The organism is Microcoleus sp. CZ3-B2, from assembly GCF_036705055.1.
Taxonomy (GTDB): domain Bacteria; phylum Cyanobacteriota; class Cyanobacteriia; order Cyanobacteriales; family Microcoleaceae; genus Microcoleus.
Genome location: NZ_JAUBTN010000085.1, coordinates 1 through 20,523, shown reverse-complemented (window position 1 = coordinate 20,523; position 20,523 = coordinate 1). Strand labels below are relative to the sequence as shown.

Annotated in this window: 16 protein-coding genes and 1 pseudogene; 14 read left to right on the top strand and 3 right to left on the bottom strand. The window is 46.4% G+C overall.

Features of this window, described 5'->3' with window-relative positions; all coding sequences use genetic code 11:
- Both QUA97_RS25750 and QUA97_RS25745 read left to right on the top strand, forming a co-directional pair.
- Positions 1 to 513, top strand: a 513-nt coding sequence (locus QUA97_RS25750; protein WP_333197007.1) for an RNA-guided endonuclease TnpB family protein, incomplete at its 5' end; no start/stop codon positions are given.
- Between the two features lie 168 nt (positions 514 to 681).
- Positions 682 to 1,626: a response regulator gene (locus QUA97_RS25745; protein ID WP_194066203.1), complete on the top strand. Its 945-nt coding sequence runs from the start codon at positions 682 to 684 to the stop codon at positions 1,624 to 1,626.
- A 91-nt stretch (positions 1,627 to 1,717) separates the two neighbouring features.
- Here QUA97_RS25745 and QUA97_RS25740 read toward each other — a convergent pair whose 3' ends face one another.
- Positions 1,718 to 2,002 carry a hypothetical protein gene (locus QUA97_RS25740; protein ID WP_333197005.1) on the bottom strand — a complete coding sequence of 95 codons (285 nt, stop codon included), beginning with the start codon at positions 2,000 to 2,002 and terminating at the stop codon, positions 1,718 to 1,720.
- Between the two features lie 138 nt (positions 2,003 to 2,140).
- Between QUA97_RS25740 and ubiE the strand changes: the two genes are divergently transcribed.
- From ubiE to QUA97_RS25710, 6 genes are all read left to right on the top strand, one after another.
- Positions 2,141 to 2,842: a bifunctional demethylmenaquinone methyltransferase/2-methoxy-6-polyprenyl-1,4-benzoquinol methylase UbiE gene (gene ubiE, locus QUA97_RS25735; protein ID WP_194066205.1), complete on the top strand. Its 702-nt coding sequence runs from the start codon at positions 2,141 to 2,143 to the stop codon at positions 2,840 to 2,842.
- Between the two features lie 157 nt (positions 2,843 to 2,999).
- Positions 3,000 to 4,232 (top strand): DUF445 domain-containing protein, encoded by a 1,233-nt coding sequence (locus tag QUA97_RS25730; RefSeq protein ID WP_194010015.1) that lies wholly within the window; start codon positions 3,000 to 3,002, stop codon positions 4,230 to 4,232.
- Positions 4,233 to 4,434: 202 nt separating this feature from the next.
- A complete protein-coding gene (locus tag QUA97_RS25725; RefSeq protein WP_194066206.1) occupies positions 4,435 to 4,743 on the top strand; it encodes a DUF3493 domain-containing protein in 309 nt (102 codons plus the stop codon).
- 473 nt (positions 4,744 to 5,216) lie between these two features.
- Positions 5,217 to 5,792, top strand: a complete 576-nt coding sequence (locus QUA97_RS25720) for an alpha/beta hydrolase (RefSeq protein WP_194066207.1) — start codon at positions 5,217 to 5,219, stop codon at positions 5,790 to 5,792.
- A gap of 617 nt (positions 5,793 to 6,409) precedes the next feature.
- On the top strand, positions 6,410 to 7,618 hold the full coding sequence (locus QUA97_RS25715) for a DegT/DnrJ/EryC1/StrS family aminotransferase (RefSeq protein WP_194066208.1): 1,209 nt from the start codon (positions 6,410 to 6,412) through the stop codon (positions 7,616 to 7,618).
- Positions 7,619 to 8,116: 498 nt separating this feature from the next.
- Positions 8,117 to 9,244: a glycosyltransferase family 4 protein gene (locus tag QUA97_RS25710; RefSeq protein WP_194066209.1), complete on the top strand. Its 1,128-nt coding sequence runs from the start codon at positions 8,117 to 8,119 to the stop codon at positions 9,242 to 9,244.
- A gap of 265 nt (positions 9,245 to 9,509) precedes the next feature.
- On the opposite strand, the pseudogene QUA97_RS25705 reads toward QUA97_RS25710, so the two are convergent.
- Both QUA97_RS25705 and QUA97_RS25700 read right to left on the bottom strand, forming a co-directional pair.
- Positions 9,510 to 10,179 (bottom strand): annotated as a pseudogene (locus QUA97_RS25705) (IS1 family transposase).
- 268 nt (positions 10,180 to 10,447) lie between these two features.
- Positions 10,448 to 13,339, bottom strand: a complete 2,892-nt coding sequence (locus tag QUA97_RS25700; RefSeq protein ID WP_333197001.1) for a CBS domain-containing protein — start codon at positions 13,337 to 13,339, stop codon at positions 10,448 to 10,450.
- A gap of 559 nt (positions 13,340 to 13,898) precedes the next feature.
- On the opposite strand from QUA97_RS25700, the gene psbZ reads away from it, so the two are divergent.
- The 6 genes from psbZ (at position 13,899) to QUA97_RS25670 (ending at position 20,223) form a co-directional block, all read left to right on the top strand.
- On the top strand, positions 13,899 to 14,090 hold the full coding sequence (gene psbZ / locus QUA97_RS25695; RefSeq protein WP_194011167.1) for a photosystem II reaction center protein PsbZ: 192 nt from the start codon (positions 13,899 to 13,901) through the stop codon (positions 14,088 to 14,090).
- A 242-nt stretch (positions 14,091 to 14,332) separates the two neighbouring features.
- Positions 14,333 to 14,917, top strand: a complete 585-nt coding sequence (gene ribH, locus QUA97_RS25690) for a 6,7-dimethyl-8-ribityllumazine synthase (RefSeq protein ID WP_194011166.1) — start codon at positions 14,333 to 14,335, stop codon at positions 14,915 to 14,917.
- A 425-nt stretch (positions 14,918 to 15,342) separates the two neighbouring features.
- Positions 15,343 to 15,978, top strand: coding sequence for a Uma2 family endonuclease (locus QUA97_RS25685; RefSeq protein WP_194071120.1), 636 nt, complete (start codon positions 15,343 to 15,345; stop codon positions 15,976 to 15,978).
- 100 nt (positions 15,979 to 16,078) lie between these two features.
- Positions 16,079 to 16,318: a hypothetical protein gene (locus QUA97_RS25680; RefSeq protein ID WP_333196996.1), complete on the top strand. Its 240-nt coding sequence runs from the start codon at positions 16,079 to 16,081 to the stop codon at positions 16,316 to 16,318.
- Between the two features lie 209 nt (positions 16,319 to 16,527).
- Entirely contained in the window at positions 16,528 to 17,844 is a 1,317-nt protein-coding gene (rimO, locus tag QUA97_RS25675; RefSeq protein ID WP_194071122.1) for a 30S ribosomal protein S12 methylthiotransferase RimO, read from the top strand.
- A gap of 927 nt (positions 17,845 to 18,771) precedes the next feature.
- Positions 18,772 to 20,223 carry a DEAD/DEAH box helicase gene (locus tag QUA97_RS25670; RefSeq protein WP_194071123.1) on the top strand — a complete coding sequence of 484 codons (1,452 nt, stop codon included), beginning with the start codon at positions 18,772 to 18,774 and terminating at the stop codon, positions 20,221 to 20,223.
- The last annotated feature ends 300 nt before the right edge of the window (positions 20,224 to 20,523 follow it).

Below are 20,523 nucleotides of genomic sequence, written 5' to 3'. Positions count from 1 at the left end.
CGCAAGCAAAAAGACTCTAAAAATCGGCAAAAAGCGCGTTTGAAAGTCGCTAAAGTTTATGCAGAAATTAGCGATGCTAGACAAGATTTTCTTCACAAGTTGACAACTCGGTTGGTGAGAGAAAACCAAACCATCGCCGTAGAAGACTTGGCTGTGAAGAATCTGGTGAAAAATCACAAACTCGCCCTCTCCATCAGTGATGCAAGTTGGGGTGAGTTGGTAAGGCAACTTGAATACAAGTGTAAATGGTACGATCGCACTTTGATTAAGATCGATCGTTGGTTTCCCAGTTCTAAGCGGTGTGGGCATTGCGGTCACATCGTTGAAAGGCTGCCGTTGAATCTGAGAGAATGGAATTGCCCTAAATGCAGCGCTCACCACGACCGAGATATCAACGCCGCCCAAAATATACTTGCCGCAGGGCTTGCGGTGAAAGTCTGTGGAGCGAACGTAAGACCGGATAGGCATAAGTCTGATGGCGGTTGCGATGAAGCAGAAAGGTCTAGAAAGTGATTTCTAGAATCCCCGTGCGTTCACGCCGGGGCGGATGTCAAGTGTGATTCGATATCAGCAAGCATCGTGTCGCGGCAGAGCGATCGATTGATAGTAAGGGAAGTATGAGACTATTGTTACAGAATAGTTGCTCGCCTAAATTTACCAAGGGGAGTTTATCGTATTGTTATGGATAATGCCATTCCAGAGCTCGATCAAATTAAACGCCAGCTCATGACCCTACACCGACCGAAAAAACCCAAAATGTTGGTAGTAGACGATGAACCAGACAATCTGGATTTACTCTACCGCACTTTCCGACGAGATTTTAACGTACTCAAAGCTGATAGCGGGATTCGCGCCTTGGAAGTCCTCGGTATTGAGGGCGAGGTCGCCGTCATCATTTCCGACCAGCGGATGCCTGAAATGAAGGGAACAGAGTTTCTCAGCAAGACCGTACCACAGTTTCCGAATACCGTCAGAATTATCTTGACGGGTTTTACGGACATTGAAGACTTAGTGGATGCAATTAACTCTGGACAGGTTTACAAGTATATCACCAAGCCTTGGGACCCTAACGAATTGAAAATGGTGGTGCAAAAAGCTGCCGAGACTTATGAAGTTCTCAAGCAGCGGACTGAGGAATTGCACCGCGCCCAAAATCAAATACAACTGTTAGCAACAATCATGCAGGCGGCTGTGGATTATCCGAATTTGGAACTGAGTTTAGAACCAATGGCTACTGCTGTTAGCGATAATTTTTTGGCGGATGTTTGCATCTTGCAAATGTTGGAAGAAAATGTTTTAATGCCAGTCCAAGGCACTCACACCAGCGGACAAACTGTGGAAAATTGGCTGGCTGATGACCCTCTGGTTGGAGAGGCAATTTCCTCTCAAACTATTCAGGGTGCTGTAAATATTGCCAGCGACGCAGCCCTAGCTAGTCTGCCGCACTATCAAAAATCTGGCGTTCAAGCTCACTTGATCGTGCCGGTGATTCACAAAGGTCGATCGCTCGCCCTGATGTCCCTCCAGTGGAAGCAACCTTGTTCCCTGCGCCCCGACGAACTCACAACAGTTCACCTCGCCGCTCAAGAAGTTGCTTTGGTACTGACGAGTTTTCAAGGTGGTTAGTCATTAGTTATTGGTTATTGGTTATTGGTTATTGGTTATTGGTTATTGGTTATTAGTCATTAGTTATTAGTCATCGGTCATTGGTCATCGGTCATTGGTTAGTTGCTACCAATTCCCCATTTCCAATTCCCAATTCCCCATTCCCCATTCCCCATTTCCAATTCCTCATTTCCAATCCCTCCGCTTCGCTCCGCCCAATCCCTCCGCTTCGCTCCGCCCAATCCCTCCGCTTCGCGCTCGCCCAATTCCCCATTCCCAATCCCTCCGCTTCGCGCTCGCCCAATCCCTCCGCTTCGCGCTCGCCCAATCCCTCCGCTTCGCGCTCGCCCAATTCCCCATTCCCAATCCCTCCGCTTCGCTCCGCCCAATTCCCCATTCCCCATTCCCAATAACAAATAACAAATGACTAATAACAAATGACTAATAACAAATAACAAACAACAAATAACAAACAACAAATAACCAATAACCAATAACAAACAACAAATAACCAATAACCAATAACCAATAACCAATGACTAATAACGCCGAACAAATTAAAAATATCTTTAACCGAATTGCACCAGTTTACAACCAAATGAACGACTGGTTGAGCTTGGGGCAGCACCGGATTTGGAAGCAAATGGCCGTGAATTGGAGCAGTGCGGGCCCGGGAAATACTTGTTTGGACTTGTGCTGCGGTAGCGGGGATTTAGCTTTGCTGCTGGCCAAACAAGCAGGGCCTACCGGCTGTGTATTTGGAGTAGATTTTTCCGCCGAACAATTGGCTGTTGCGGCTTTGCGCGATCGACCTTTGCTTACCCAGACAAGTCCCATAACCTGGATAGAAGCTGACGCCCTAGACTTGCCTTTTACCGACAATTACTTTGACTGCGCCACAATGGGTTACGGCTTGCGTAACGTGACGGACATCCCCCGCAGCCTTCAAGAATTGCACCGCGTACTCAAACCGGGCGCAAAAGCCGCCATTCTTGACCTCCACCGCCCCAGTAATTCCCTCATGCGGAGCTTTCAGCAGTTTTATCTCGACAGTCTCGTGGTGCCAATTGCTCAGCAATTTGGGATGACTCAAGAATATGCCTACATTAATCCTAGTTTAGAAAAATTCCCGATCGGTCAGCAGCAAGTCGCGATCGCCCGCGAAGCCGGATTTGCCCGAGCCACCCACTATCCCATTGCTGGAGCTATGATGGGAGTATTGGTATTAGTCAGTTGACTGTTGACTGTTAACTGCTGACTGTTGACTGCTGACTGTTGACTGTTAACTAATGACTAATGACTAATGACTAATGACTACTGACTACCGACTACCGACTACCGACTACTGACTGCTGACTACTGACTACTGACTAATTCCCAATTCCCAATTATTGATGAACCAGTCTGACATTTGGCTGTTGTTTGCTCCGCCTGTAGTGGGAGGCATTATTGGCTATTTTACTAACGACATAGCCATCAAAATGCTGTTTCGCCCCTATCGAGCTATTTATATCAAAGGGCGGCAGTTGCCTTTCACTCCCGGCTTGATCCCGCGCAACCAAGAACGCTTGGCCAAGCGAATTTCTGACACAATTATGGGTTCGCTGCTGACACCACAAGAATTGCAAAATTTGGCGCGCCGCCTTTTGCAAACTGAGCGGATGCAGTCGATAATTCTCTGGCTGCTGCAGTTGGCGCTGGATCAGGTAAAAGCAGACGCAGAACAAAAAACATCTAAAATTCTCGCTAACATTCTGCGAGATTTGCTGGGAGAATCTGTGCCGCGAATTCTCAAAGTTTTGGCGCGCCGGGAAGATTTTTTAGAAGCTCAGCTAAATCAAATTTTTGACCAAGTTTTGCTAGAAATTCAGCTAACAGAAGCTCAGGCGGCTCAGTTGGCTGATTGGCTATTGCAGGTAGTAATACCGCCGGAAGTGCTGCGGCAGGCTTTAATTGACTTTTTGACCGATCGCAATATTTCGATTATCGATGAAGGGTTTCGAGAAAAAACCAGCGGCACTTATTGGGTTGTCGCCAATTTGTTTGGTTTGCGGAACACTTTAACTCGGCTGCGGACTTTTTGTCTCGACGACAGAGAAGCAACAAATAAGCGGTTAGCAGAGTTAACAGTTTCTTTAGGAATTCGCGGGCGACTTCAGGAATGGCTGCAAAATTTGTCAATGCAAAACTTACCGGTTTCCACTGTAAGACAGTTGCGAAAAACAATGCGCGACAGCGTTCGCACCTACGTTCAACAGCGGGGTACAGAGGTACTTGATGGGTTGAGCAAATCTATTGACTGGGAAAATATTTCGCGGTTGATTCTGAATCGATTGCAAACTTCAGCGGTAATGAGCGCTTCCCTAGAAATTGTCAGCAAAGAACTAGCTTTGGTTTTAGATCGTTATTTAGAGCGGGATTTAGAAAAAATTGTAGCTCAGGCTATCCCAATTTTAAATATCGACCAGGTGATTGTCGATCGAGTAAAAGGCACTTCTCCCGAAGAATTAGAGCTAGCAATTCAGGGAATTGTCAAAAGTGAGTTGCAGGGAATTGTAAATTTAGGAGGCATTTTAGGTGTTTTTGTCGGCTGTTTGCAGACAGTCATACTTTTGCTGCAGCGATGATTGATCTTGGCAGTGGTGAGATATTTAGTTGTAATATGATATCGAGCGCAGAATTTCCACGCACAGTAGACTTGCATTAAATTCCTAGGCTTTCCTCAGCATCAAATTATCTGCGTTTGTCTGTGTTGCATCTGCCTTTCGCCTGCGGTTGCTCGATCGGTTATTTTTGACCCAATCCCTAATTTACTTATTTCCTAAATCTATGCCACTTCCCAATTCGGACGATCGCCCCTACACCCCAAAAAACCCCCGCAACCTCAACCGCCAACAATACGAGCGTTTAACCGCAGAAATAGCCGCTCCCTACCGGCCTCTGCGGCAGTTGGTCTACGTAGCTTGTGGCGCTTCGGGCTTTATCGGCGGTCTGGTTTTCCTCGCTCAAATTGCCTCTGGCCGGGAAATAGGCTCTGCTTTGCCAAATTTTGCCCTCCAAGTCGGAGTCGTCGCTCTGATGGTGTTTTTGTTTCGCCTGGAGCAGCGCGCCGAAGCCCGATCGCCCAAGTCGAAGTAACAAAAATTTACCAATCGACACAAAAATATATTTGAGGCAAGGAAAAGTTAGAAAAATAAAGAAATTATTACGAAATCCTGGTTTGCGATCGATCCCTGTCACGATTAAAGAGTGGGTTCAATTGGGGTCAGCAAATTTAAAGACCCTAATCATAAGCCGCTTTTACTTCGTTCAATTGGGGTCAGCTTTGATAAAGACCCTAAATATATAAAACAAATTTCAGCCCAGCGCCAGCCTTCATTGATAGAAGAGCTGGCGTTTGGTATTTGGGGCAGTAGGGCCCGCGCAAAGCCAAGCACAGTTCCCAAAAAATAATGCCACAGCAGGAAAGCTGCAAATCCTGCTTATCGTCAGTCATCCCCAATCCCCAATCCCCAAATCTAAAACTTGTTCGCTCGCGAAGTCGAAGAATCTAAAATCTAATCAGATGTGTGTCAAAGTCTAATTAGAAAAAGTTGTTGGGAGATTTTACTATGAGCAGGTCATTTTGCAAAGTGCGGTGGACGCTATTTTTAGCTGCCGGTGCGGGAATTGTATTTTACAGCAGTGCGGCGGTGGCGGCGGAAAAGGTAGTGCTCAAATACAGTGCGATCCGAATGACTTTACCAGTCAGCGAATTAGAAGTTTTTGCAGGAACTGGGAAAATGTCGCCCGGGTTAGAAATGCTGTTGTCCCAGGCAAAACAAGACCCGGAAGCGGTTCGCAGAAATCTGACGAGACCGGTCAAAGTCAATCAAAGGTTTTTGGATGGGACCCTTAACAGTAAGGTTGGGGAAATTATTCTCGATGAAGTGGGTCAGGTAATTCGCACTCCTTCTGGGAATGCAAATCGAGAAGCTTTGAGATCGGCTTTGGTGCTGTCTGCAACTAATGATAACGAGATTACGCTGCTGGAAGCGATGAGGAATTATCCGGCTGCTGAAGTTTATGTTGAGGGCGATCGTTTAGTTGAAGCTTACGGCAAACTTGTGGCTTTGTCAGAACAATTGGGCGGCGTTTCGGAACGGCTGCAAGACATTTTGAATAAGATTCGTCTGCCTAGATTGTAGGGGATTATGTCAAGGATCGTTGATTTGTGCGATCGCACAATTTTTCGGAACCTGCATAAATTACACCAGAATCACATTTTATTTTTGCAAAATTTCCTGATTTTAACACCAGTCTAAAACAAGAATGCAGCGGTAGACAAGCTCCCAACCCAACGGGAATCAGTTAGTCCCAAATCTCCTATCGAAAAGCAGCAAATCTCACATCGTATAATCTCGCTCTGAAATCTATCCCTGGATAGATGTTATACAGTTAATAAAAAGTTGACAATGATGTTTATTTTTGGGCTGTTTTGAGCAAAAAATGCGGCTGAGAGCTTCTGTATCTTCCATAAATAGAAATACGATCTGCTGGACATTACAGATTATGTATTTTAAGATATGGAAATGCTGTCAGAATCAGGCGCTTGCAAAAAAAAATGACCAGTCATTAGTAAGCTAGTGGTATCACAGATAACATTACGCAACGCATTGCCCAAAACTTTTGACAAAAAAAAGTTAAAAACGGAAAGGGTGAGAGACTGGATTAATTAACAGCACCTCACATCCAAATAAAATCGTAATTTCAGGGTAGTACACCTTCATTCCATCGACTCTATATACTCGCTAAAACTAGCAACATGAAAAACAATCCTATTCGTCCAAAAGACCGTTTCTTGGTTTTCGGCGCTCCCTCGATCGAAGATGCTGAAATTCAAGAAGTGGTGGCAACCATGAAAACAGGTTGGTTGGGTACCGGCCCGAAAGTCAGGAAGTTTCAAGACGAATTCAATGCTTACAAGGGTTCCCAGTACGCGGTTGCGGTTAATTCCTGTACGGCGGGACTGCACTTGAGCGTCCTCGCTGCTGGCTTGAAACCAGGGGATGAAGTGATTACTACTCCGATGACTTTTTGCGCTACAGTTAATGCGATTATTCACGCCGGAGCAACACCGATACTGGCGGATGTAGATCCGGTGACAATGAATATTGACCCGGCTCGAGTCGAAGCTAAAATAACTCCCAAAACTAAGGCGATTTTACCAGTTCACTTCGCCGGTCGTCCCTGCGATATGGATGCGCTTTGTTCCATTGCTAGCCGTCACAATTTGAAGTTGATTGAAGACTGCGCTCACGCGATCGAAACACAGTACAAGGGACGGAAAGCAGGCACTTTTGGCGACTTCGGATGTTTCAGCTTTTATGTCACCAAAAACATCACGACGGGCGAAGGAGGAATGATTCTGGCTCGCGCTCAAGCAGACTCTGACAGGCTCAACATTTTAGCGCTGCACGGTATGAGCAAAGATGCTTGGAAGCGCTTCAGCGACTCGGGTTACAAGCACTACGAAGTGGTGGAAGTCGGCTTTAAATACAATATGATGGATCTGCAAGCTGCGATCGGCATTCATCAATTAAAACGAGTCACCCCTTATTGGCAGCGGCGGGAGCAGATTTGGCAGCGCTACAATGAAGCATTTGCGGATTTGCCGATTACTGTACCGGCGAACCCAGAACCGGATACGATTCACGCTTATCACCTGTACACAATTCTGGTAGATGAAGCGAAAACAGGAATCAGCCGCGACGAGTTTCTCAACGCTATTAATGCTGAAAATATTGGTGTCGGCGTACATTACATGAGTATGCCGGAACATCCTGTCTATCAAAAAATGTTTGGATGGCAGACAGCAGACTATCCGAATGCTAGCTACATTGGGCGGCATACAGTTAGCTTGCCGATTTCAGCTAAATTAACAGATGCAGATGTGGAAGATGTAATTGCTGGTGTTAAAAAATGTTTGGCCCTTGGCAAAGCTAAAAATCCTGTTTTAGCAACTGTCGCCTAAAGTCCTGAGATAGGATGATTCCTTCTCTCCTTAAGAATTAAACATCCTACTCCTGACTCTTGACTCCCGCTCTCAAATCAGGCTGCATTTACATGATTAGCTTTCTTTGTAATTCGTAATTGGTCTGTAAACCTACCGAAAAAACAGAATACCCAGATCCCGGCGGTAGTTAAAAACATCGGGTATCTGGGAGGGAGATAGCTTTTGATCTTTAATTGGTTGACCTATAGGCTTTCGAGTTAAAAATGAGGTAGTTTCTTGGGTTTGATCCATCTTTAGAGTTGTTATATAGCAATAGGGCAGCGTCTAATAACTTTATTTACAGTCATTTGCGAATCTAAGCTGTTATACATTTAAATTGTGCATCAAAAATCAATCAAAATATTGTATGATGGGTACGCGAAACCGTTCCGAATATCCAATTTAAATGCAAAATAGCTTATGTGAGAATAGCTATACTTCATTATCCTGATTCGTTGAGTAATACTGCTGATTAATATGTTAAAATTGAGTGCTTTATTCCCAATACATTCCCGAAACCGAGGAATTAGCGACGTATTTTTTTCAGTGTGCAAAGAATGGCAAGGCCCTGAATTGAAGGCTCGCATGGTTGTCCCCAGTTGCGATCGCGAATGTCGCGGCCCCAATGTAGTGGAAGCAATTCCGTCATTTCTGACAAAACTATATTACCGCAGCCCTAGTCTTCCCATAATCAAGACAGAGAAGCGTTTTCTCAAAGATTTCAAAGATTTTGATCTGGCATACTTGTGGCCTGGTATATCATTAGATTTTGTAAAGAGGGTTAACAAGCAGAACAAGCCAATTGTTTTGGAGCGAGTTAATAGTTATCAAAGCGAATCTAAGAGAATCCTTGACGATGCTTACTCTCGCTTGGGATTGGAACCTCAACACAACGTTACTCCAGAAAATATTCAGGATGAAAAGGAAAAACTCAAGCTAATTGATTTTCTGTTTTGTCCTAGTCCGATAGTAGCAAAATCGTTTCAAGAAGTCGGGGTTCCTGAAGAGAAACTACTTGTAACGACAGAAGGTTGGTGGCCCCATCGTTTCCCCAATTATCAATCTCAAAAACCGCCGCAGGATGAAGTTAACGTCCTTTTCCTAGGTTTTGCCTGCGTCCGCAAAGGGGTTCATTTGCTTTTGAAGGCTTGGGAGCTAGCTGGGATTAAGGGAACGCTGACAATTTTTGGAGCGATGGAGCCTGCGATCGCTCAAACTTGCAGTCATTGGCTGAAACGTCCTGATGTAGTTCAATTTGATTATGCTGTTGACTACAGTTTTGCCTATCGCAAAGCTGACTTTTTTGCCTTTCCCAGTCTTGAGGAAGGTAGCGCACTCGTCATCTATGAAGCAATGGGTCATGGTTTGCCGATTCTTACTTCGCCGATGGGAGGAGGCGGTGTGGTGCGTGATGGTATTGACGGCATAATTCTCGATCCCTACGATACGGATGCCTGGGTGGAGGGACTGCGAAAATTATCTAATTCTCCTGATTTGCGCGCTCAGATGGGAGCCTCCGCCCGCAAGCGAGCTTTGGAGTTGACTTGGCCCCAAGTTGCTGCTAGGCGCAAAGAGCAGATTCTGCAAAAAATGAAAATTAAATAACTCTTTACCTGGGTTCCCTTTAGATAAATCTGATGTAACAGAAATACTGTCCCCTGCAATTACTCAGAAGTTGAAAGTGGCACTAACCTAGCTTTTTGGCGTTGCTGAATTAAGGTATGAATGCCCCGGTCATGGGAATATCGTCAAATTTCAAGTAATGTATTAATAACTTAGGATCGAAAACTTAATAACTTAAACACCTCCTACAGTCCTCTCTCCTGTAAGTTGCCTTCCTCAAAGGAGGATATTCCTCGCCCCAGAAACATTACCAGGCTCTTCCTGGTAACGAGCAATCACTTAAGTTATTAAATTTTCCTTCCTTAATAAAATGCTTGAGTATTTGCTCACATTTAGAATAAAGAGTCTTGGGATGCAGCCTAGCTAAATAATGTCTTAGTCTTGTATTTTACCCTTCTAAGGAGTGTCAGATAAGTCTTGCTAACAATCCGATCTCCATCAGGAATAAACATGGGATATACAGACCATCCATCAGTTACATAAACATAGCATTTCCATGCACTTACGTTGTCCCATAATGGTTCAAATGCCTTAGCGCTACGATCCCCTAATACCAATCCTAAAATTCCTGGACTAAAGTGTTCCACCGCTGTCCACAGCAAGAGTTTGTCTGTTTTTTTAGATAACTTTGTAATTCATCGAGTTCACCAACTTCTGGAATTACTTCCGGGTCATAAACATCTGGTAACAGTTTCTCGACTTGTTTTACCCAATTTATTACCGTGGTATTATGAACTTTCTTAACTCGTGATATCGCCCGTAAACCTATGCCATTAACGTACATTTTTAGACCATCACGTTTGATGGTTTCGCGCTTGACATCGCTGGGCATACTCATTGATGAATTGACGACAACATTGGACACAAATGTGGTTCTGTTTTCCTTTTTTCTTGCCATTTTTACGGATAGGGTTGATTTACATTCGCTTGCGTTGCATAAATTATATCGTTTCCGCTTGCATCGTCAGGTGATTTAACCGGCGCTAGAACACAGAGTACACAGAGTCCGAGAATATATATCTGAATCATTCCGATGAAGAGAGGATTTGATATTATTCCTCCTATTCATACTCTAATATCAATTCCGGTTGCACTCCTCATGATGTTAACTGTTAACAGTCAACAGTCAACAGTGAATTTACTATTCCGATGAAGAGAGGATTTGATATAACTCAGCAACACCCCCTAAGTTTGAGGATAATGTTGTGCTAAAAAAACGATCGCACTAGCCCGATCGCCCAAATGGCCATCCAACGCAGCCGCCAACAAATCATCTAACATCCGTTTAAATGCTGGCCCCGGCTTGTAACCCAAAGCCTTCAAGTCGTTTCCGTTTAAAGGCGACTCGACATTCGCCCATTTGGTGAGATATTCCAAAATCTGACGGCGGATACTCCGGGGACTTTGGAGGGCGATCGCAATTAACACCGGCAACTCATAATTCCTCAGCAGCAGCACCAATTGACTCGGTAACTTGCACTTCGGCAAATTTTCTGCTAATTCCTGATTTGCCGCTTCCAAATTTTGCAGCCGCTTAATGCTATCTGCAGGTAACAGAAGATTTGCAGCTACTTTACCCCGATATTCTGGTGCTAAATAAGCGATCGACACTTCCAGTCGCATCAGCCAATCAGGAATATTGATAATGGGGAATGGGGAATGGGGAATGGGGAATTGGGCATGGGGCATCGGGAATTTTTTAACTACTTGTTTCTTAATTCCATCGGTTACATCCGTTACATCCGTTACAGAATCCGCTGCCGAACCCTCTTCCTTCTTCCTTCCATTCAAACATCGATCGAGCAAACGCAGCCGCCGCCACAAATTTCGATCCAACTCCAAAGTAGGATGAATACAGCGCAAAGCCTGCAAATCTCCCAACATTTGCAGAGCAAGCTTCCAGTAAGGAGCTTGCAAAATGTACCTCAATTCACTTTTGAGGCGAGTTTCCAAAGCCGGAGTTCGGCCGCTTTCCCCTTGAATGCGGTAATAAATCCCGCTTTCGGTAGCGTGGCGGATGTATTCTTCAGTTTGTGGCTCGATCGCAAATCCCAACCGCACCGCAAACCTTACAGCCCGATAAATTCGCGTCGGATCTTCAATAAAACTGTTAGCGTGCAAAACTCGAATTTGGCGCGCTTTCAAGTCTAGTAAACCGCCAAAAAAATCTAACAATTCGCCACTGCGAGGCTCTCCCAACCGCACAGCCAGAGCATTAATTGTAAAATCCCTGCGGTACAAATCTTGACGGATCGAACTAGCTTCAACTTCAGGATTTGCAGCCGGATAAGGATAAAATTCAGTACGAGCCGTAGCGATATCCAGCCACAGGGAGCCGAAAACAGAATCTTTGTGCCACAATAGCGCGGCGGTTTTAAAATCACCGTGAACGTCCAAACGCGAATCTGGGTATAGTTTTTGTAGCGATGAAGCTAACTCGACACCGGCACCGGAATCGTCGGCGCTGCGGTTTCCATCGACTACCAAATCAATGTCTGTTAGCGCCACTTTATCGTCCGTTGCTAAGAGTAAATCCCGCACTGCTCCGCCGACAATATAAAGTTGCCACCCGCGCTCTCTGGCAATATTGGCTGCGATCGACAATAACTGCCATAATTCTGGACTAATGCCCGATCGCAACAACTGTTCAACAGATTCGGGCAAGGGACAATAGGATAATTCAATATTATTTCCCCTGTCTCGCGTTTTTTGTTGGTGCAATTCCCGCAATACGTCGGTGCGAGTCACAATTCCCAGGAGTTCGCCGTTTTCCAATACTGGCAAACGCCCGATATCGTATGTCACCATTAAAGCTTCAATTTCTGGCAGCAACGTATCAGGGGCGATGGTTTTTAGCTGCGGAGTCATGTAACCCTTAGCCGGGGCGTGGCTGAAACCGTGGTGCAGGGCAATGTCAATGTCGCGGCGGGAAATAATGCCCGTCAGCCGATCGCCCGCATCGACCACAGGCAGCCCAGAATGCCCGTAACGTAGGAGGATGCGGTGAGCTTCTCCCACGGAGGTTTCCGGGCGAATGCTCCGCACTGGAGAGGACATTAACTCGCGGGCGGTGGGAGGGTGGGGAATTTGAGCTTTTAATTCATCAGCTAACTGATTTAAAATCAGCATGGGGTCAACATCGCGGGTGGCGAGGGATGCGGCGCTGGCGTGGCCTCCGCCGCCGAAAGGTTTGAACAGTTCGCTGAGGTTTGTGCTGGAAATGCGCGATCGACCGATAATAGCTAAGCGGTTGGAAACTGTCGGTTCAGCGATGTTGCGGTTGCTGTCGTTTTCGCTAAAGTTATAAACATTGCCTAAAAGTAGAGCATCGGTTTCAGTCAAATCGAGCAAGCGGGAAGCTAGGGAAGAAAGTCCGGGAACATAGTTGTCAGTAGATAGCAGCACCCAAGCTACTGTATAACCGTGCAAGGTTTCCGATCGCAAATTCTTGAGCGATTCTTGCAGCAAATCCTGCAATTGAGGAGACAAACCGGGTTCTACATACTCAGCGATGACCCCCAAACTCGCTCCCTGTTCCATCAACCACGCCAAAGCCATTGCATCTCGCGCCGTTGCGCCCTCAAAGGTGAGGGAACCGGTATCGACGTGGATACCCAGGGCCATGACTGTGGCTTCTGAAGGCAGCAGGCGGGATGCTGTGTCGCCGTTTTCTGCGGCATTTTTGAGCTTTTCCCGCAGTTGTTCGACAATTAATGTAGTGGTTGCTCCGACTGATTCTATCTGGGTGAGTGTGGCGGGTATGTCTAAATCGGCTTGCAGGTGGTGGTCGAAAACGGCTATTTGCTTGATATGTGGCAAGTCTAGCCATGCGGCGGCTTTTCCCAAACGATCGCGCTGGGAGGAGTCTACTATACTAATCGATCGAATTTGTGACGGATTGACCGATCGGCGTTCGATCAGCGGATACTCGTCCCGGTGTAGCGCCAAAAAATCCCGCACTGTGGGGTGACACCCGCCCGTCAGCACAATTCTGGTACCTGGGTGCAGCACGCACAGTCCCACCGCCGCGCCCAAGCTGTCAAAATCTGCCGTTGTGTGGCACAAAACTAAGTCCATAGCCGAAAATCCCCCTTCTCTCACTCCCACAGTAGCAATTTCTCGCGCTCTGATACGCGATCGGGCGATCGGGCTTTCACTCTTGGTTTCAGCTTAGCCCGAAAAGCCGCCAGGAATTGAAGTCCCCCTCTTATAGCGAAAGTCCTCGACCTAGAACTTCAGCTTTGAGACAGGAACTTCAATTCCTCTCGGACTGCGGGTTTGGCCTAGTTGTTGACACGGCCTAGGACTGTAACTTAACCTTTCTAGTTTTCTGTGGAGTAGCGAACAATGATAAAATTGGTCAAAATCTCAAGAGTCGCTGACTCAACCGACAATTTCTCGATCGACCATCAGGATACTGTCATTCGATTTTAGATTTTAGATTTTAGATTTTAGATTTACTCCACGGATAAATCTGCGAGCTTAAATTTTTATCTAAAATCTTGAGATATCCACTCAAAAGTGTCGGGGTACGATACCCGTTTTGGGCGGGATCAGAAACTACGATCTGGAATGTTTATCCAGATCATGGGAAACTATTTGTCAACAACGCACGGCTATATCGACAGGAGAAAAAATGTTATCAATTCTGTTTCAATTGGTTTTACTGGCTTTGGTACTGCTATCTTTTGTGATGGTAATTGGCGTACCGGTAGCCTATGCCACTCCCCAAAACTGGAGTCAGTCTAAAACTCTGATTTATGCAGGTTCTGGTCTGTGGTTTTTGCTGGTTATTGCAGTGGGCGTTTTGAACTTTTTGGTGGTTTAATATCGTCCGAGGCGATCGAAACAAGAAGGTAAAAGGTATAAGATAGAAGGCATTTATCAGAATTTTGAAGGTATCCGGCGTTCGGAAAAAGCTAAAACAATTACTGAACGCTGGATTATATGTGTTTTTGAACTTAAAATTCCGATGAGATGTTTCTGTTATATAACTTTTGCCTTCAGGTCTAGAAAAATCTAAAATCTAAAACTTGTACAACGAAGCCGAAGTATCTAAAATCTAAAATTATGACAGTTTTCGAGGGAACTTTTACTCAAACAGAATCTTTGCGCTTTGCTATTGTCATCGGTCGTTTTAACGATTTGGTTGTCGGCAAACTTTTGGAAGGATGTCAAGATTGTTTGAAGCGCCACGGGGTTGATATCGATCCTCATGGGGATCAAGTAGATTTTTATTGGGTTCCGGGATGTTTTGAAATTCCTTTGGTGGCTCGCCAAGCTGCTCTTTCTCGTCGCTACGATGCGGTAATCTGTCTGGGTGCGGTGATTCGCGGCCAAACTCCGCATTTCGATTTTGTAGCTGGTGAGGTTTCTAAGGGAATTGCTGCGGCTGCTTTTCAAACAGGTGTGCCGGTGATTTTTGGGGTGGTGACGACAGACACGATGCAGCAAGCTTTGGAAAGGGCGGGAATTAAGAGCAATTTGGGCTGGAATTATGGGATGAGTGCTCTGGAAATGGGCAGTTTGATGCGTCAAGTTAATGGTTTGGGCGGAAATTCTTACGGCCAATTGGCTGCTGCGTCTGCTTCAGTGATTTCGGGTGAGGCTAATCGGGCGATCGCCCCTGATGTATCCTCGAATCAAACGGTGTAGTTTCGCCGCAGAAACCGGGTTTCTTGGAGTTTAATCGCCAGTTACGAGAAATTAAGGCAGAAACCCGGTTTCTGCAGATTACCGCCACGCCTAGAAACCGGGTTTCTTGGAGTTTAATCGCCAGTTACGAGAAATCTACAGAAACCCGGTTTCTATAGACAATAAAACCGACACCTGGCAAAAAAAATCGCCTTGTGTGGTACGAAAAAACGTTCTTAGAAATAGCGCAACACTAACAATTATTTCATCGCCTAGATACTGATTTCTGATTCGGTCGATCGGTGCGATCGCTATTTTGAGATTTTGGAGATAATCTCATAGCAAACCTCACTTCCTATGTCAAGTATTTCTGCTAAAATAGTCCAAGGAATTGTGTAATCTTTGAGCTTTCCGCATACTAATCGCCAGACAGAGGAAACCGCAACATGATCCAAACCATATCCAAAACAATCACGTTTGATGAATTCGTTGCTTGGTATCCAGAGAACTCTGTCCACAAGTACGAACTACACAATGGAGTAATTGTTGAAATGCCTTTAGGAACCGGCGACCATTCGGAAGTTACGGGTTTTATACACTCAAAACTAGCAGTTGAAATCGATCGTCGTGAATTACCCTATTCAATTCCAGGTGACTGCCTGCTCAAACTCGTCCTTAACGCATCAGGCTACCAACCAGACGTAATAATCCTAGACAGAACCGCACTTGCAAACGAGCCACGCTGGAAAAAAGAATCTGTCATCACGATGGGGTCTTCGGTGCGACTGGCTGTAGAGGTCGTCAGCACGAATTGGCAAGATGATTACCTGGTTAAAGTAGCTGATTATGAAAGACTGGGTATCCCAGAATATTGGGTTGTGGATTATGCTGCAAAAGGTGGCAGACGCTTCATTGGTAATCCGAAACAACCTACTATCTCGGTTTACCAGTTAGTTGACGGGGAATATCAAATCAGCCAGTTTCGGGGAAATGACACAGTTGAGTCGCTGGCATTCCCAGAGTTGAGGTTGACTGTCGAGCAGATTTTTCGAGCCGGTCTGCCTGCAACTGAGCCGACTTAGAAGGACTGGGGCGATCGGGTATCAAAAGGATATCAAATAAAGTCGTATTCAATACGGACTATAATAGTTGGGTAACGTTGGGGTAAGTAAAAAAACTAACATGAATCAAACTTCTACAGTTACGATCGCCAATACATTTTATACAATCCTTGCCGAACTCTCTGCAAGTTCTGGAAAATCAATCCAAGCAGTTCTCGAACAAGCAATCGAACAATACCGAAGACAACAGTTTCTAGAAGCAGCAAACCAAGCTTATCTTTCTCTACGCAATAACTCTGAAGCTTGGCAAGAAGAACTTGAAGAACGATCGCTCTGGGATATCACTTTAGTTGACAGTTGACAGTATTTCCATGAAATTAGGAGACGGCATTGCCGTGTCCCTACCGAAGATAACATTGTAGGGACACGGCACTGCCGTCTCCTCATCATTCCGGTGTAACCGGATTTGATATGAATTCCCGGCTCAAATCCACGCAAACTTGCAATTTTTGAAATTGTGTGGTATCATAAAATGTTCTCAAAAATATCGCAACAGCAACTAATTACTGCATGGCAACGAAGCCAACGATCGCATTTACTCACCTCGGCTGCGAAAAAAATCGCATCGATACCGAACACATGATTGGCTTGCTGGCTCAAGCGGGCTATCAAGTCGATTCTAATGAAGAATTAGCCGATTATGTTGTAGTCAATACTTGCAGTTTTATCCAAGCCGCGAGAGAAGAGTCAGTCCGCACTTTGGTCGAATTGGCAGAAGCTAATAAAAAAGTAGTCATCACTGGCTGCATGGCACAGCATTTTCAGCAGGAATTGCTCGACGAATTGCCCGAAGCCGTCGCCATAGTCGGCACGGGCGACTATCATAAAATAGTCGGCGTGATGCAGCAGGTGGAAAAGGGCGATCGAGTTTCCCTCGTCTCTAGCGAACCTACTTACATCGCTGACGAAACAACTCCCCGCTACCGCACGACATCGGAAGGTGTCGCCTACCTGCGAATAGCAGAAGGCTGTGACTACCGCTGTGCATTTTGCATTATCCCGCACTTGCGCGGAAATCAACGATCGCGCACGATCGAATCAATTGTCGCCGAAGCTAAGCAATTAGCATCCGAAGGTGTCAAAGAAATTATCTTAATTTCTCAAATTACCACCAATTACGGCAAAGATATCTACGGCGAACCGAAGCTAGCCGAACTGCTGCGCGCTTTGGGCCAAGTAGATGTACCCTGGATTCGGATGCACTACGCCTATCCTACAGGTTTGACTCCGCAAGTTGTCGCGGCAATCCGCGAAACGCCGAACGTTCTACCCTATTTGGATTTACCCCTGCAACACTCGCACCCGGAAATTCTGCGGGCGATGAACAGACCTTTTCAAGCTGGGATTAATGATGCTATAGTCGATCGGCTCAAAGCAGAAATTCCCAACGCCGTGATGCGGACAACTTTTATTGTCGGCTTCCCCGGCGAAACAGAAGAACACGCAGCACATTTGCTGGAATTTGTCAAGCGCCACGAATTCGATCACGTCGGAGTTTTCGTGTTTTCGCCAGAAGAAGGAACCCCAGCCTTCACCTTGCCCCAGCAAATACCAGCAGAAATCATGGAAATGCGGCGCAATTCCATAATGGCGGCACAACAACCTATATCATTGAAGAAGAATCAAGAATCTGTCGGTCAGGTAGTTGATGTCCTGATAGAACAAGAACAGCCAGAGACAGGTGAGTTGATTGGTAGATCCGCCAGATTTTCCCCAGAAGTAGATGGACTCGTCTATGTGACAGGAGAAGCGCGGTTGGGTTCGATAGTACCTGTGAAAATTGCGAGTGCCGATGTCTATGACCTCTACGGTCAAGTAGAAGTATAGCTCGAACTGTCCCGCCCGCCAAAGCAGCATCAGCCCCGCGCTAAGAGTGTAGCCTCGCGTCGGGATGAGTGCCAGTGAGTTGACGATTCCACTCCCGCGAGTCGAATTCCAAGCCGTGCTGTGGAACAGCGACGGGGTGGATGAGGAAACGAGCAATTCTTCTGATAAAATTAGTACATCTTGACCACCAATGCCGTAAGCGAAAACCAAGCTCAAAGGTACGTGTTGCCAGAAAAAGTATGGGTCTTGGGAACCAGGACTCCTGCCCTTGGAGGCAATGTAAGACCAATAGAATTACGGAGTTCTGGCGGCTGTTGCCAATGAATTGGGAAGCCCGTGGTGTACCGCAGGTCACCGTCGGGTAGTTCACTGTTTTGTTTCTGAATGTAAAGAGTTATGCTAATATAAAGTCAGAAACCAGCGGGGAGAATTTGAGATTGCTTCGCCGTCCGCCCTGCACGACAACGGTATCCCGAAAGAGTGTTGAGATGGATAGGCAGTAACGGTCGCTGCATCCCCTGTTGAATCCCGCAGACGACGGATTGCGGGATAGCGCCTGAACTAACAAACCTGTAACTACTATGTAGTGCAGTTCAGTGGGGCTGGTCATCATCCTCACTATAAAACGCCCTAGAGAGAAAGCTTGCAAGTACCTCAAAGGAAGTCCAATGTACTATTTTAAGAATGTTGGAAGTCGATAACCCGATCGCTGGCGGTTGGTATCGGTGATGTCACAAAATCAAAGACGGCTGTCGAATTGGTAAATTAGTCACCATCGACGGAGCTGCCCTATACTCGATTGCTATTTAAAAAGGTGCGCGCAGGCGCAGCACCACACAGAACTCATAATGAGTTCCTGCCGCCGAGCAGAAATCCGCATCCGAGTTGGGCAACTTAGAAGGCTAAGACTCGTTATTAGGAGCATTAATGAATTTATTGTTTGAAGGCTTAGGTCTTTCGGAAGAACTCGTTCTCCATCTGGAAACACTAGGCTTTACAGAACCTACTCCCATCCAAGTACAAGCAATTCCGCACTTGCTAGCAGGTCGCGACGTTGTGGGTCAAGCCCAAACAGGAACGGGCAAAACGGCAGCATTCTCGTTGCCAATCTTGGAGCGGATCGATCTAGATGTAACTGCGGTGCAAGCACTGGTGCTGACACCGACCCGCGAATTGGCGATGCAGGTAACAGAAGCTATCCGCGATTTGAGCGGTATCAGCAAGGAAGGCCCGGTAAAAGTAGGTCGCTCTCTGCAAGTTCTGACAGTGTACGGCGGTCAATCGATCGATCGCCAAATGCAGCGTTTGAAGCGCGGCGTTCACATAGTTGTCGGGACACCCGGACGCATATTAGATATGCTCAGCCGTGGCAGCCTGAAACTAGACAAAATACAATGGCTGGTTTTGGACGAAGCTGACGAAATGCTCAGCATGGGCTTTATCCAAGATGTGGAAAAAATCTTGGATGCTGCACCAAAAGATCGTCAAACGGCATTTTTCTCGGCGACGATGGAAGCTTCCATTCGGAAATTGGTAGCGCGCCATTTGCGTAACCCAGTCAACGTCACCGTCGAACAGCCAAAAGCAACGCCGAAGCGCATCAGCCAAGGCGTGTACATGATTCCGCGCGGCTGGTCTAAAGCAAGAGCTTTGCAGCCAATTCTAGAAATGGAAGACCCGGAATCGGCGCTGATTTTTGTGCGGACGCGGCAGTCGGCGGCGGAACTTACCAGCCAACTGCAAGCAGCAGGCCACAGCGTGGACGAGTATCACGGTAATTTGAACCAGGCACAGCGGGAACGCTTGCTGCATCGGTTCCGCCAATGTCAAGTCCGCTGGGTAGTAGCGACTGATATTGCGGCGCGGGGCTTGGACGTGGATCACTTGACTCACGTAATTAACTACGATTTACCCGATAGCGTAGAAAGCTACGTTCACCGGATCGGACGCACAGGCCGGGCCGGTCGCGAAGGAACAGCGATTACGCTGATTCAACCGGTCGATCGCCGGAAATTGCGTTTGATTGAACGCCACGTGCGATCGAGCTTGACAGTGCGGAACATTCCGACACGGGCACAAATTGAAGCACGTCAGTTGGAAAAAATGCAGGGTAAAGTTCGCGAAGCTTTGGCTGGCGAACGGATGGCATCTTTCTTACCTCTGGTGTCTGAGTTGTCCGAGGAATACGACTCCCACGCGATCGCCGCTGCAGCATTGCAAATGGCCTTCGATCAAAGCCGTCCTGCTTGGATGGGGGCTGATTACGCTCAACAAGAAGATCCCCCCGTTGGAGAAAACACCGTCAAGCCAATCTTGATCAAGAAGCGGGCTAAGGTGGGTGCGCCCAGCGTTGGTTCTCCTGTTCCTCAGAACAGCTAATTAGTAGGGTGCGCCTCGGCGCGCCTTATTTTCTAATTGAAAAGGTACGCACTGCGTATCTTTTTTTGATCAGAAAATTGGTTTGAAAACCCTGCGACTTTAGTCCAGGGATGAAATGGCATTTCTAATCGGAAAGACGCAAGTCCTGACTGCAAACCTGTACGCGGGAATTCTTAGACTGTTGTGTAATATCGTTTCCCGTTGCATCGGAATAATAAAATTGAGCTGACGGGGTGACAACCCCGTTAAAACATAGACTCAATCAAGGACATAGCTCTCATACCCTTCTGAAAAAATGGC

Coding starts and splice junctions, on each gene's coding strand:
- QUA97_RS25745 (WP_194066203.1), top strand. CDS start 682: ATGGATAATGCCATTCCAGAGCTCGATCAAATTAAACGCCAGCTCATG.
- QUA97_RS25740 (WP_333197005.1), bottom strand. CDS start 2,002: ATGGGGAATTGGGCGGAGCGAAGCGGAGGGATTGGGAATGGGGAATTG.
- ubiE (WP_194066205.1), top strand. CDS start 2,141: ATGACTAATAACGCCGAACAAATTAAAAATATCTTTAACCGAATTGCA.
- QUA97_RS25730 (WP_194010015.1), top strand. CDS start 3,000: ATGAACCAGTCTGACATTTGGCTGTTGTTTGCTCCGCCTGTAGTGGGA.
- QUA97_RS25725 (WP_194066206.1), top strand. CDS start 4,435: ATGCCACTTCCCAATTCGGACGATCGCCCCTACACCCCAAAAAACCCC.
- QUA97_RS25720 (WP_194066207.1), top strand. CDS start 5,217: ATGAGCAGGTCATTTTGCAAAGTGCGGTGGACGCTATTTTTAGCTGCC.
- QUA97_RS25715 (WP_194066208.1), top strand. CDS start 6,410: ATGAAAAACAATCCTATTCGTCCAAAAGACCGTTTCTTGGTTTTCGGC.
- QUA97_RS25710 (WP_194066209.1), top strand. CDS start 8,117: ATGTTAAAATTGAGTGCTTTATTCCCAATACATTCCCGAAACCGAGGA.
- QUA97_RS25700 (WP_333197001.1), bottom strand. CDS start 13,339: ATGGACTTAGTTTTGTGCCACACAACGGCAGATTTTGACAGCTTGGGC.
- psbZ (WP_194011167.1), top strand. CDS start 13,899: ATGTTATCAATTCTGTTTCAATTGGTTTTACTGGCTTTGGTACTGCTA.
- ribH (WP_194011166.1), top strand. CDS start 14,333: ATGACAGTTTTCGAGGGAACTTTTACTCAAACAGAATCTTTGCGCTTT.
- QUA97_RS25685 (WP_194071120.1), top strand. CDS start 15,343: ATGATCCAAACCATATCCAAAACAATCACGTTTGATGAATTCGTTGCT.
- QUA97_RS25680 (WP_333196996.1), top strand. CDS start 16,079: ATGAATCAAACTTCTACAGTTACGATCGCCAATACATTTTATACAATC.
- rimO (WP_194071122.1), top strand. CDS start 16,528: ATGGCAACGAAGCCAACGATCGCATTTACTCACCTCGGCTGCGAAAAA.
- QUA97_RS25670 (WP_194071123.1), top strand. CDS start 18,772: ATGAATTTATTGTTTGAAGGCTTAGGTCTTTCGGAAGAACTCGTTCTC.